Origin of the sequence: Pseudomonas sp. G11 (assembly GCF_029457515.1) — a bacterium.
Classification (GTDB): Bacteria; Pseudomonadota; Gammaproteobacteria; order Pseudomonadales; family Pseudomonadaceae; genus Aquipseudomonas; species Aquipseudomonas gorinensis.
In genome coordinates, this window is record NZ_CP120377.1 from 5,187,779 (window position 1) to 5,200,941 (window position 13,163).

Genomic DNA, 13,163 nt, shown 5'->3' on the forward strand with positions numbered 1-13,163 from the left:
CCCCTTAGAAGCTTTGAGAAATACGCAGCGCCACGGTGTAACCCTGGGCACGGTTGACGGCGTCGGTTTCCTTGTAGGCATGCAGCCACACGGCTGGCAGGCCGGGCTTGAAGTAGCTCACTGCCGGGCCGACGGCCAGCACCCGCGCGCGGTTGCCCGATTGCAGCCCGGGCGCATCGTCGTCGGTGAACTGGCGGTAGTAGTACCCCCCCAGGCCCAGGATCCACGGCCCCACATGCTGACCGACGGCAAACTCGTGCCGATACTCCACACCGCTTTTGTAATCGGTGGCAGGGTTACGGGTGTTGACGTCGACTTCAAAGCTGGAAGAAACCTCAAAGCCACTGTCGGTGATGTAAGTAGCGTTGACGATCGGCGAGAACGTCCAGTGATTGAGCCCTGGGGAGACCAGACGATTCTTGTCGTAGTCACCGGTGGGCGTCTGGATCTGCAACTGGGTGTTGATAAACAGATTCGGCGATAGATTCCATTGCAGGATCACCGGTAGAAATTGCACGTCGGCCAATCGAAACGGATCGGCTTCCAGGTTCAGCGGGCCGGCCGGTGTCGGTATCTGGAGGGAAGCGTCCATCTTGAAAAATGGCACCACCATGCCGAACCCATAGTTAGCGCCCAGCACGGTGTGATCCGTCATGCGCATATACGCGGCCGCGATGGACAAGACATCCAGAGAAAGATGGTTGTCAACTGAACGTCCGTGGCGATCTTTCTGCACATTGGTCGAGTAAAACGCTGTTCGCACCCCCACTGTCCCAAAAGGCGTGGCGGGCGGCATCATCCCCGCGCCGAAATCGTAGACACCAACGGCCGTGGTCGGCGAACCATTCTCGGTGCCGTGCACACTGGCGCAGCAACCGACCAGTCCCAGCGTAAACAGCGTCACACGCACGGTGCTTGCATTATTCTTGTTAATCATCGAATGCCCCTCCCATCAAGTGGTGTGGGCCATCCTAGTAACGCGTGACGTGAGCCGGTTATCCGTTTTCAGCAGAGTTGAGTGCGACGCAGGGTCTGTGAAGGGCTTTCGCCAAACATCGTGCGGTAATCGCTGGAGAACCGGCTCAAATGCCAGAAACCCCAGCGCGCCGCCACTTCCTGTACGCCATGGGCTTGGGTGCTCATTCGCAGTTCACGTCGCACCGCATTGAGGCGCAGCGCACGCAGATAAGCCACCGGGTTGATCCCCAGGGTTTCCTGAAAACAGTACTGGAGCTTGCGCCGGCTGGCGCCGATGTGATTGCACAGGTCGAGGATCGACAGCGGCTCGTCGAGGTGACTCAACGCGTATTCGCGGGCGCGGTCGACCATCCTTTTGCGAGCCGTGGGATTGAGCGGCGGCGCTTGATCCGGCGCCACCAATTCCAACAAGTGCAGCATCACCGCATCGCGTATGCCGCGACGGATCGAGTCATGCCCCAGCACCGCATCACGCCCCTGATCGCAGCCCGCCAGTTCATCGAATAGCGCCATGAGTTCACGTTGCACCGATGAGTTGCCCAGGCGGTAACACTTGGGAAGATCGGTAATTCGAAACTGGCTGCCCTGACGCTCCAGGACATGCTCCAACGCCTGTTCTTCAATCGCCACACTGAGCAAATCCAAGTGTTGTGGCGTGAGCAGTTCGGGAAGATTTTCGCCATGGGCGACCAGCAGGCTAGGCTCATGGATCGGATGCCCCGAACAATACAGCGCGCCGCTGGCACTCAGGGGCAAGCTGAACGTGATCGCGCCTTTCCAGGCCGTTCCCCTTTTGATCATGGCCTGATTAGAGCGGTCGCGTGCCAGTTGCATCCAGCCCGAGCGGAATTCGATCAGCTCCCCTGTAAAGGGGCCCGGTGATAGTTGGTCATAGCGAACGTGCCAACCGTCCATATTACGAGCGTGCTCATCGATGTCGTTCGTCTGCCAACGCTGGAAGGGTAATGTCGATCGAACCAGCGCAGAGGCGGTGGGCACCAGCATATTGTTGTTGTTCATTGACCCAACCTTTTTCAGTTGCAAGGCTTACGGGTCGGTTATTACGCAAGTTCCATTCCGCCCTGTGGAGGGTTTGCGCATTTGTGCCGAAAATGGATAGTGGGGGGGGGTTGGCCAGGGGTGGGGATCTACACGGCTTTGGTGTGGCCCTGAACCTGTGGTGGCTTGGGAGCCTATGACTATCTAACTGATGCTCCGCGGCTTATATGTGGGAGGGGGCTTGCCCCCGATGGCGGCCTGACAGCCGACCAGGATGTTGGAGTGGAATGAGTACATATCCGTTGCTGCGGTAACGGCTACTTAGGGTTCCGCTCTTACAGTCTGGCCCTGAACCTTTGGCGGCTCGGGAGCCCACGACTATCTAACTGATGCTCCTCGGCTTAAATGTGGGAGGGGGCTTGCCCCCGATGGCGGCCTCGGGGCCGACCAGGATGTTGGAGTGGAATGAGTACATATCCGTTGCTGCGGTAACGGCTACTTAGGGTTCCGCTCTTACAGCGGGTCACTTTTGGAAGAGCGCCAAAAGTAACCAAAAACGCTTTGCCCCACCACTCGGCACCTCGCTCAGGCTCGGTGTGCCCGCAATCCGACATTGATTTGGGGGGCCGCCGCCACGCGCCATCCATGGCGCGGGGCGGCTAAACCGGCATCCCTGCCGGTTTACCCCCCAAATCAATATCGGATTGCGGCCAGCGTGGTTTAACGGGGCGCTTGAGATCAAGATCAAGATCAAGATCAAGATCAAGATCAAGATCAAGATCAAGATCAAGATCAAGATCAAGATCAAGATCAAGATCAAGATCAAGATCAAGATCAAGATCAAGAGCGAGAGCGAGAGCGGCTCGCTTCGCATCGTGGATACGTTTGCGCGACTTGGACAGGGGTGGGCGCAATCAGTCAGCGATCGACAATCGATTGCTGTGTGCAGCTTTACTGCCAGGCCGGATTCATGGTTGATGGTGGCAGCCACGGTCAAGACTGGCGGCACACAGCGTCAAGACATCTGCCGCTCGGAAGGGACTTAATAGCACCTGAGCGGAACAGAGCCTCCCGTCGGCTCTGCAGCGAGTTTTCTTTCACTTTTCCAGGCTGCGCCATGATCAATATTGAAACGCCTACCTATTATTCGGCGACCAAGAAATACAACCTCAGCTTCCCCACACTCGAGCAGGACGTGGAAGCGGATGTCGTGGTGATTGGCGGTGGTTTTTCGGGGATCAATACCGCACTCGAACTCGCCGAAAAAGGCATCACCAATATCGTGGTGCTGGAAGCCCGCTACCTGGGCTTCGGCGGCACGGGCCGCAACGGTGGCCAGATCATGGCGGGGATCGGCCACGACCTGGAGAAAATCAAGCAGCAGGTGGGCGAGCAAGGGCTGCGCGAGATCTTTGAAATCAGCGAGCTAGGTGCTGGCATCATCAAGGATCGCATCGCCAAGTACTCGATCGACGCAGACTTCTGCCACGGCTATGGCTATATGGGCTTCAACGCCCGCCAGGAAAAAACCCTGCGCGCCTGGGAGAAGGACTTCAAGTCGATCAATACCCAGGACGAAATCCGCTTTATGGCGGGGTCCGAGGTCAAGCAGATCATCGGTTCCGACGCTTACAGCAGCGCGCTGTTGCACATGGGCGGCGGGCATGTTCACTCACTGAATCTGTTGCTGGGCGAAGCCAAGGCGCTGGTCGGACACGGCGTGCGTATCTATGAACACAGCCCGGCCCTGGAAGTCAGCTATGGCGAGCGCATCACCGTGCGCACAGGCCGGGGCTCGGTGAAAGCCTCCAAATTGTTGTGGGCCTGCGACAGCTTCCTCAACAAACTGGAACCCGAGCTGCACAAGACCACCCTAAACACCTACGCCTTCCAGTTGATGACCGAACCGCTGTCGGACGAGATGATCCGCCGCATCAGCCCGATACGCGGCGCCTACAGCGACATTCGACCGGTGATCGACTACTACCGGGTCACCAACGAAAACCGCCTGCTGTTTGGTGCCGCCACGCCTTTTGTCGAGCACATTCCGCTGGACCTCAAAGCCTGGAACCGCAACCTGATGCTGAAGATTTTCCCGTACCTCAAGGACGTGAAAATCGACCTGGCGTGGGGCGGGCCGATGGCGACCGGGGCCAACTTGTTCCCGCAGATCGGCACGCTCAGCGGGCGCCCCAATGCCTTTTATGTGCAGGGCTACGCGGGCTTCGGGGTCACCCCGAGCCACATCATCTGCAAGGTATTGGCCGAAGGCATGAGCGAAGGCTCTTCGCGCTACGACCTGATCAGCTCGGTCAAGCATGCGCAGATTCTGGGCAAGGACCACATACGCCCGTTGCTGCTGACAGCCGGCAAAAGCCTTCATCAACTATCAGGCTATTTCAACGGTCGCCGTTGAGCCTGATGCCCGTCAGTCAAGGAGGAACACTGTAACTGTGGCAAGCGGACTTACTGTGGCGAACGGGCTTGTTGTGGCGAGCGGGCTTGCCCTAATGCCGTTCAGTTAAGGCTTTTTTGTAGGAGCGAGCTTGCTCGCGAAGAACTCACAGGCGCCGCGTTCACTCAGGAAACACGCGTTATCGTTGACGTTTTTCGCGAGCAAGCTCGCTCCTACAGAAGGCGATGTACGCTTAACTGAACGGCATTAGGGCTTACCCCGCGTTGGGCTGCGAAGCAGCCCCAATAAGGCCGCCGCATTTCTTCTGGTGGAACCGGGAGACTGGTTTTAGGGCCGCTACGCGCCCCAACGCGGGGCAAGCCCGCTCGCCACAACAAGCTCGCTCGCCACAGGTGACTGTTTGCCCGTTCTATCTCTTGACTGGCATTAGCCGTTAAGCCCCCTTTTTCATTCACAGGAGAACCGCCATGCCCGTTACCACCCTCAAGAAAGATGTCCAACTGTCGGACCTGGATGCCTGGGGCACGGTTGCCGACCTGGGCTCCGAGATCCTCGAAGGTGAGGTCAAGGCCTTTGGCAAAATGACCTTCGGTGCCCTCACCGACCCCGTCAGCAGCGCCTATTTCGGCACCACCCAAGGCAAGTTCCGGATGACCTACCCGTTCGCCGAGCAAGCCACGGTGGTCACCGGCGAAGTGGTCTTGACCGACGAAAGCACCGGCCAGAGCACCCGCTACAAGGCCGGCGACAGCTGGTTCGTGACCAAGGGCACGCCGGTGCTGTGGGAGGTGGTGAGCGAGAGTTTTGTGAAGCACTATTTCGCGGTAGCCTGATCGCCCCCCCTCTGCCGGCTTCGGCCGGCAGCGTTTCTTCCGACCAGGTGACCGACCATGCACGCCATCCCCGCTCAGGAAGTCGCCAGCCATTGCCTGAAGGCGTTCACTCAACTGGTGCCCGCCAGCCAGGCAGCGTTCTATTGCGTCGACCGCCAGCTGCAAGCGCATGATTTCAGGCTGCAAGGCATGAGCGGTGAGATGCATCGCGACTACCTCGACAACTACCGCCAATTCGACCCGTTGCAACCGCGCAATTGCCTGTCCAGCGGGCTGGCGGTGGTACCGCTGGTTTTCGCCATGGCCCGCCAGCCGCTACGTGACAGCCGCCGCTATCAAGACTTCCTGAAACGCTACGGCGTGGTCGATGTGGTGGAGATCGTCGCCCATCGCGCCGACCAGCCTCAGGCGGCTATCTCCTTGCTGCGCACGGCGGAGCAAGGGGTGTTCACCACCGACCAACTGACTCAGCTCAACGCCTTGCAGGCCTTGTTGCAAATGGCGGTGGCCAATATGCAACCCTGCGACGACGCACTGGCCGGGCTCACGCCCAAGGAGCGCCAGATTGCCTGGTTGTTGCGTCAGGGCGCGAGCAACAAGCAACTGGCCCTGGAGCTGGATGTCGGCCTGCCCACCATCAAGACCCACCTGATCCACCTGTTCCGCAAGACGGGCGTCAGCAGCCGTACCGAACTGGTCGCCGCGCTGTTTCTCTAAGCCGCCTCAACCCTTCGGTTGATAGGCGAGCCTCGCGCGCCACCCCATGATCCGGGTTGTCTATTCCATCAACCGGAGTCATGCAATGGCCACACTATCCAACTGGATCACCGTAGGCGCCCTCGCCGACGGTTTTGCCCCCGACGCATTTATCCTGCCCAACCTTGCCGACCTCAGCGGCAGGACCTTCACGCTGAACTTCGCCAACGGCTGGCAGATCGAACATCGTTTTGACACCGAGGCCCTGCACTGGAACGCCGCCGACGGTCATTCCAGCGGCTCGGCCGTGTACCGCGCCACGTCCGTGCGCCCCGGCCTGTATCTGGTCGATTTCATCAAGCACGAAGCCACTCAGGCCTGGTCGATCAGCCTGGTGCTGGATACCTCCACGTCGTCGTTCACCGCCGTGATCGGCCGCCTGCCGGACCGCGCGCAAACCGAAGAAGGTTTGTACAGTCGCGCCCTGGCCGGCAAGGCCCTGACCTCGGTTGAAGTGGAGTTCCTGCACGGCAGCCTGGATCAGCCCTGGCAGGCAGGCCTGTGCCCCCACGGGCCCACCCAGGAACTGACGGGCCTGCGCAACCTGTATCGCTACAGCCCCAGCGAAGTGTACGAACACGTCTATCTGAACGATCAGTTCTATGCCTGGCAGTGCCTCAAGGGCGTCGAGCAAGGCCTGTGCGATACCGACCGCTGCCACGCCTACAAGATTGCCGATCAACTGTACCTGTTCGTCTGGCGCGAAAAGATCATTCCGACCCTCGGCCTGGTGTTGATCGACCTGCAACAGCACCGCAGCGACGGCAAGATCTTCGGGTATGCCGGTGCGTCCTTCGACGCCCTGTCCAATTTCCCGGTCAGTTCCTACTGCCAGGTCCTTAACCGCACGGAGTATCCCGATGCCTGATCCACGTACCGTCGTCATCACCGGTGCCGGCACGGGCATCGGTGCCGCCTGCGCCCGCCTGTACGCCGCCGAAGGTGCCAACCTGGTGTTGATCGGCCGTCGGCGCGCGCTCCTGGAGCAGGTTGCGCAGACAACCGGAGGCCTGATCCTGGTGGGCGATGCCGCCTGCCCAGACACCTGGGAGGGGTTTATCGCGCAGATTCAAGCCCACTACGGTCGCCTCGATGTGCTGCTGGCCTGCGCCGGCGGGCATGGCCTGGGCAGCGCCACCGAGACCCGCCCGTCGAGTTGGGAAGCCGCGTTGCGCAGCAACCTGGACAGCGCGTTCTACAGCGCCCGGGCCTGCCTGCCGCTGCTGATCGCCAGTGCCGGCAACATCGTTCTCCTCGGCTCCCTCGCCTCGTTGGCCGCCGGCCCCGACGTGTGCGGCTACACCACCGCCAAGCACGCACTGCTCGGGCTCAATCGCTCCCTGGCCCGCGACTACGGGCCACGTGGGGTGCGCGTCAACGCGGTGTGCCCAGGCTGGGTCACCACACCGATGGCTGACGAAGAAATGCAGCCATTGATGAATTTCCATGGCGAAACACTGCAACAAGCCTACGCACGCGTATGTGCCGATGTGCCGTTGCGTCGCCCGGCCAGCGCAGAAGAAATCGCCAGGGTATGCCGCTTCCTGGCCGGCCCCGACGCCTCGATCATCACCGGTGCGAGCGTCGTCGCCGATGGCGGTTCGAGCATTGTCGATGTACCGACGCTGGCCTATGCCCGCCTGGAGCACACACATGCATGAAGCATTGGATTTCAGCGCAAAGACGGTACTGGTGACCGGTGGGGCGCAGGGTATCGGCCGCGCCATCGTCGAAGCGTTCGCCTGGCGTGGCGCGCGGGTGATGATCGCCGACCTGCGCGTCACGCAAGCCCAGGCGCTGGCCGCAGAGCTGACGGCACACGCGTGCCGGGTCGAGGCCACAGGCGTTGATATGGCCGATGCGGCAGCGGTGTTCGAGTTGGTTGGGGAGATAGAACGACGCTGGGGGCGCCTGGATATCCTGGTGCACAACGCCGGCTACTTTCCGTTGACAGCGTTCGCGCAGATCACCCCGTCCATGCTGGAACGCACACTGGCAGTCAATCTTTCGGCGCTGTTCTGGTTGACTCAGGCAGCCCTGCCCATGTTTCAGCGCCAAGGGGGTGGCTGCGTGCTGGTCACTTCATCGGTCACCGGGCCAAGGGTCGCCTACCCAGGGCTCAGCCATTACGCAGCCTCAAAGGCCGGGGTGAATGGTTTCATTCGCAACGCCGCACTGGAACTGGCCACCTACCAGGTGCGCGTCAACGGTGTCGAGCCGGGGATGATCGCCACGCCGGCCATGGACAACCTTGGCGACGCGCAGGTCAACGCCGACATCACCGGCCGAGTCCCCCTGGGGCGGCTCGGCGCCCCTCAGGATATTGCCGGGGCCATGCTGTTCCTGGCGTCTGACCTGGCGGCTTACATCACCGGGCAAACCCTGGTGGTGGATGGGGGCTCTACGTTGCCTGAAGTGAAATGAAACAGCGTTTGCCGAACAACTCAAGGCAGTGATGAACGCCGACCAGTGGATCCAATAACTTAAAAATGATCGATAATCGCCCGATAAAAAGCGATTCAAGATTGACTCTCCATTCGAGCACTCATTTAATGGATCCATTAAATAAAAATAATCACTCGCCTGGAGAGTCGCCATGTACCCCAAGAACACTTGGTATGTTGCCTGCACCCCCGATGAAATCGCGCAAAAGCCCCTGGGTCGACAGATCTGCGCTGAAAAAATGGTGTTTTATCGTGGGCTGGAAGGCGCCGTCGTGGCGGTCGAGGACTTCTGCCCCCATCGCGGTGCGCCGCTCTCGCTGGGCTATGTGGAAAACGGCAACCTGGTCTGCGGCTACCACGGCCTGGTCATGGGCGGCGATGGCAAGACCGTGGAAATGCCCGGCCAGCGGGTGCGCGGCTTTCCCTGCAACAAGACGTTCGCCGCCGTCGAACGCTACGGCTTCATCTGGGTGTGGCCCGGCGATCAGGCCCAGGCCGATCCGGCACTGATCCATCATCTGGAATGGGCGGTGAGTGATGAATGGGCCTATGGCGGCGGGCTGTTCGATATCCAGTGCGACTACCGCCTGATGATCGACAACCTGATGGACCTGACCCACGAAACCTACGTCCACGCCTCCAGCATCGGCCAGAAGGAAATCGACGAAGCACCACCTGTCACCACGGTCGAAGGCGACGAAGTGGTCACCGCGCGGCATATGGAAAACATCATGGCCCCGCCGTTCTGGCGCATGGCCCTGCGCGGCAATAACCTGGCCGATGACGTGCCGGTGGACCGCTGGCAGATCTGCCGCTTCACCCCGCCCAGCCATGTGCTCATCGAAGTCGGCGTGGCCCACGCCGGCAAGGGCGGCTACCACGCCGCGCCCGAGCACAAGGCGGCAAGCATCGTGGTCGACTTCATCACCCCGCAAACCGAGACCTCGATCTGGTATTTCTGGGGCATGGCGCGCAACTTCAACCCCCACGATGAAGCACTGACCGCCAGTATTCGCGAAGGCCAGGGCAAGATTTTCAGCGAAGACCTGGAGATGCTTGAACGCCAGCAACAGAACCTGCTGGCCCACCCGACGCGCAACCTGCTCAAACTGAATATCGATGCCGGCGGCGTGCAGTCACGCAAGATCCTGGAGCGACTGATCGCCAGGGAACGCGCCCTCGAACCGCAACTGATCGCCACGACCACCGCCTGAACGGCACAACCCCTTGCGAGGACTGAAGATGATCGATGTGGTGGTGGTATCGCGCAACAACGAAGCCCAGGATATTTGCAGCTACGAACTGGCCAGCGTCGACGGCAAACCGCTGCCGGCCTTCAGTGCCGGCGCGCATATCGACGTGCACCTGCCGGATGGACAGGTGCGCCAGTATTCGCTGTGCAATCACCCTGAAGAACGCCATCGCTACCTGATCGGCGTGCTCAAGGACCCGGCTTCCCGGGGCGGCTCGCGCAGCCTGCACGAACAGGTGCACGAGGGCACACACCTGACCATCAGCGAACCACGCAACCTGTTTCCCCTGGCCCACGACGCGCGGCGCAGCCTGCTGTTTGCCGGTGGCATCGGCATCACCCCGATCCTGTGCATGGCCGAGCGCCTGGCTCACGCGGGTGCCGACTTCGAATTGCATTATTGTGCCCGCGCCGAAGAACGCGCGGCGTTTGTGCAGCGTCTGAAAACATCGCCATTTGCCGAGCGGGTGTTCCTGCATTTCGATGAGCAGCCCCACACGGCCTTGAATGCCGCCCAGGTACTGGCGAAGCCCGAAGCCAACGTCCACCTGTATGTGTGCGGCCCCGGCGGTTTTATGCAGCATGTGCTCGACAGCGCTCGGGCCCAGGGCTGGCAGGAGGCATGCCTGCACCGCGAATACTTCACCACGGCGCCGGTGGACAGCAGCCTCGACGGGGGCTTTTCGGTGAAAGTCGCCAGCAGCGGCCGAGTCTTCGAAATCCCGGCCGACAAGACGGTGGTCCAGGTCCTGGAAAGCCACGGTATCGAGATTGCCGTGTCGTGCGAACAAGGCATTTGCGGCACCTGCCTGACCCGCGTGCTGGAAGGCATACCGGAACACCGCGACCTGTTCCTCACCGAGCAGGAACAGGCGTTGAATGATCAGTTCACGCCCTGCTGCTCACGCGCGAAGACCGCGCTGCTGGTGCTCGATCTCTGACAGGTGTCACGACGCGGGCAAAATCACCTTCATGCGCGCGTCGGCGGTGGCCGAGCTGAAGATCTCGGCATAGCGCAAGGTCGCATTGGCGTGCTCGCGCATGATGGCTTCGGCCCGCGCGCCCTGGCGATTGACCAGGGCATCAAAGACCGAGTGGTGTTGCATGTGGGCATAATTGAAGCGCCGGTATTCGCGGGCCATGTCCTCGCGATCCACCGCCAGCGCGGTCACCGACGCAAACGGCAGGTGATCGTTGCGTGCCAGGGCGTCGGCGATCGCCGGGTTATGGCTGCCTTCGACGATGACGTGGTGAAAGCGCATGTTCAGGTCGTGATAGACCTCCAGGTCGTCTTCGGTCACGTAGCCCTTGTCGAACAGTTGGTCGCCTTCCACCAGGCAGCGCTCCAGTGTCGCGCGCGCCGCAGCAGATAAACCGCGCTCGGCGGTTTGACGCGCCGCCAGGCCCTCAAGCACGCCACGCACTTCGACGGCGCCGGCAATGTCGTCCGGGCTGACCGAACGGACCTGATACCCACGCCCGCCGAACGGCACCAGCAACCCTTCCTGTTCGAGGGTACGAAACGCCATGCGCACGGGCATGCGCGACACACCGAACCGCTGCGCCGTGGGAATCTCCATCAGGCGCTCCCCCGCCGCCAACTCCCCGCTGGCGATCATCTTGCGCAGTGCAACCAGCACCAATTGACCGGGTTTACTCATCCAGGCAACTTCCAGAAAACGTGAGTCGCCATAGTACCGCAAGCGTCCGGCGCCGTCAGACGAACGCCAGCGCTGCGCGCGCGCCGTCGATTGCCCCGAGGTGCTGCGCCAAACGCGACGGCAGGTAATCGAAAAAGAACCCGGCGCTTTGCAGCTTGGCGGCTCGCAATGGATCGTCTTCGGGCAGTGCCCTGGAGACCCGTGCGGCCCGCGCCCAGGCAAAGGCCAGCAGCGCCACGCCACATAACTGGAGAAAGTCCGGCGCGGCCCGATAGGGGTACTCGCTGTCATCCAGCGCTCGTTCACCGATGGCCTCGACCACACTCGCCAACGCGTCACACAGGCTGCCCAGTGCCTGGGCAAAACCGGCACACTCGCCGCACTCCCCGCCCTGCGCGGCTTCCGTGCGCAACTCGGCCAGCAGCAGGCCGAAGGCGCGGCCCTCATCCGCCAGCACCTTGCGCAGCAGCAGGTCATTGGCCTGGATCTCGTTGCTGCCCTCATAGATCATCGCGATGCGGCTGTCGCGCAGGGTTTGCTCGATGGCGAACTCAGTGACGTAGCCGTAACCGCCGAACACCTGCAGCGCATGGCTGGCCTGGCGAAAGCCCTGTTCGGTGAAAAACGCCTTGATGATCGGCGTCAGCAACGGCGCCAACTGGGCGGCCGACGAGTGCGGGTCATGCTCGGCCTGATCAAGCAGGTGCGCGGCCCAATAGCCGATCGCGCGCATCCCCTCGCTGGTGGCGCGCAACTCCAGCAACACGCGGCGCATGGCCGGGTGATAACGGATCGGATCAGCCGCCTGGGCCGCCACTTCTTCCGGCCTTGACGGCGCGCGCATCTGCACGCGTTCGGCGGCGTATTGCCGGGCGTTCTGCCAAGCGGCCTCGACATGCCCCAGGCCTTGCAGGCCCACATGCAGGCGCGCCGAGTTCATCATCACGAACATCGCCGCCAGGCCGCGATTGACGTCGCCGATCAGCCAGCCTTGGGCGGCGTCGAACACCAGGGAGCAGGTGGCACTGCCCTTGATGCCCATCTTGTGTTCGATGCCATCGCAGTGCACGCCATTGGCCTGGCCATCGTCCAGTTGCTTGGGCACCAGGAACAGCGAAATGCCTCGACTGCCCGGCGGCGCATCGGGCAGGCGCGCCAGCACCAGGTGCAGGATATTGGCCGTGAGGTCGTGCTCGCCGCCGGAGATAAACAGCTTGCTGCCGCTGAGGCGATAACTGCCATCTGCCTGGGGTTCAGCACGACAGCGCAGCAAGCCGACATCGCTGCCGGCCTGGGGCTCGGTCAGGCACATGGTGGGCAAGGCCTGGCCACTGACAATGTCGGGCAGGTAGCGCGCCTGCAACCACGGAGCAGCGTGGGCCTTGAGGCACAGGTAGGCGCCATGGGCGATCCCGGTGTACATGGCCCAGGCATGATTGCTGGCGTAGAGCATCTCTTGCAGCGCCGCGTCGAGCAATTGCGGCAAGCCCTGCCCGCCCTGCTCCTCGGCACACGCCAGCGCCGGCCATCCGCCCTCGACATAGGCGCGATAGGCCGCGACGAAGCCGTCCGGGGTGCTGACCTGGCCCGCCTGCCAGCGGCAGCCCTGGCGATCACCGTGGCCGTTCAACGGCGCCAGCACGCCCTGGCTGAAGCGTGCCGCCTCCTCCAGCACTTGTACCGCCAGCGGCAGATCCAGGGCCGCGAACGCCGGGTTACGCTGCCAGGTATCGGGCGCCTGCAACCAGTGTTCAAGGACAAATTGCATATCGCGCAGGGGCGCCTCATAGCTCCACATCGGGACACCTCATCGACAAAAAAAGA

At 61.8% G+C, this 13,163-nt stretch carries 13 protein-coding genes; 9 read left to right on the forward strand and 4 right to left on the reverse strand.

Annotated elements, in window-relative coordinates; translation table 11 throughout:
* Positions 1-4: 4 nt before the first annotated feature.
* Together P2T68_RS23715 and P2T68_RS23720 are read right to left on the reverse strand one after the other, a co-directional pair.
* On the reverse strand, positions 5-937 hold the full coding sequence (locus tag P2T68_RS23715) for a transporter (protein WP_277378374.1): 933 nt from the start codon (positions 935-937) through the stop codon (positions 5-7).
* Positions 938-1,005: 68 nt separating this feature from the next.
* A complete protein-coding gene (locus P2T68_RS23720; RefSeq protein ID WP_024074631.1) occupies positions 1,006-1,998 on the reverse strand; it encodes a helix-turn-helix domain-containing protein in 993 nt (330 codons plus the stop codon).
* A gap of 683 nt (positions 1,999-2,681) precedes the next feature.
* Here P2T68_RS23720 and P2T68_RS23725 point away from each other — a divergent pair.
* The 9 genes from P2T68_RS23725 (at position 2,682) to P2T68_RS23765 (ending at position 10,619) form a co-directional block, all read left to right on the forward strand.
* Entirely contained in the window at positions 2,682-3,023 is a 342-nt protein-coding gene (locus tag P2T68_RS23725) for a hypothetical protein (RefSeq protein ID WP_277378375.1), read from the forward strand.
* Positions 3,024-3,094: 71 nt separating this feature from the next.
* Positions 3,095-4,393 carry an FAD-binding oxidoreductase gene (locus P2T68_RS23730; RefSeq protein WP_024074628.1) on the forward strand — a complete coding sequence of 433 codons (1,299 nt, stop codon included), beginning with the start codon at positions 3,095-3,097 and terminating at the stop codon, positions 4,391-4,393.
* Positions 4,394-4,860: 467 nt separating this feature from the next.
* Positions 4,861-5,226 (forward strand): cupin domain-containing protein, encoded by a 366-nt coding sequence (locus P2T68_RS23735; protein ID WP_277378376.1) that lies wholly within the window; start codon positions 4,861-4,863, stop codon positions 5,224-5,226.
* Positions 5,227-5,283: 57 nt separating this feature from the next.
* The gene (locus tag P2T68_RS23740; RefSeq protein WP_277378377.1) at positions 5,284-5,943 is read left to right on the forward strand and encodes a LuxR C-terminal-related transcriptional regulator; all 660 of its coding nucleotides are present in this window, start codon (positions 5,284-5,286) and stop codon (positions 5,941-5,943) included.
* Between the two features lie 85 nt (positions 5,944-6,028).
* Positions 6,029-6,850, forward strand: coding sequence for a molybdenum cofactor biosynthesis F family protein (locus P2T68_RS23745; RefSeq protein ID WP_277378378.1), 822 nt, complete (start codon positions 6,029-6,031; stop codon positions 6,848-6,850).
* Entirely contained in the window at positions 6,843-7,643 is an 801-nt protein-coding gene (locus tag P2T68_RS23750) for an SDR family oxidoreductase (protein ID WP_024074624.1), read from the forward strand. Before P2T68_RS23745 ends, P2T68_RS23750 begins: the two co-directional genes overlap by 8 nt.
* Entirely contained in the window at positions 7,636-8,406 is a 771-nt protein-coding gene (locus P2T68_RS23755) for an SDR family oxidoreductase (RefSeq protein WP_024074623.1), read from the forward strand. Before P2T68_RS23750 ends, P2T68_RS23755 begins: the two co-directional genes overlap by 8 nt.
* A gap of 172 nt (positions 8,407-8,578) precedes the next feature.
* A complete protein-coding gene (locus P2T68_RS23760; RefSeq protein WP_277378379.1) occupies positions 8,579-9,640 on the forward strand; it encodes an aromatic ring-hydroxylating dioxygenase subunit alpha in 1,062 nt (353 codons plus the stop codon).
* Positions 9,641-9,668: 28 nt separating this feature from the next.
* A complete protein-coding gene (locus P2T68_RS23765) occupies positions 9,669-10,619 on the forward strand; it encodes a PDR/VanB family oxidoreductase (protein ID WP_277378380.1) in 951 nt (316 codons plus the stop codon).
* A 6-nt stretch (positions 10,620-10,625) separates the two neighbouring features.
* On the opposite strand, the gene P2T68_RS23770 is transcribed toward P2T68_RS23765, so the two are convergent.
* Both P2T68_RS23770 and P2T68_RS23775 read right to left on the reverse strand, forming a co-directional pair.
* Positions 10,626-11,339: a GntR family transcriptional regulator gene (locus P2T68_RS23770; RefSeq protein WP_024074620.1), complete on the reverse strand. Its 714-nt coding sequence runs from the start codon at positions 11,337-11,339 to the stop codon at positions 10,626-10,628.
* Positions 11,340-11,394: 55 nt separating this feature from the next.
* Positions 11,395-13,137 carry an acyl-CoA dehydrogenase gene (locus P2T68_RS23775; RefSeq protein WP_102623777.1) on the reverse strand — a complete coding sequence of 581 codons (1,743 nt, stop codon included), beginning with the start codon at positions 13,135-13,137 and terminating at the stop codon, positions 11,395-11,397.
* Between the last annotated feature and the right edge of the window lie 26 nt (positions 13,138-13,163).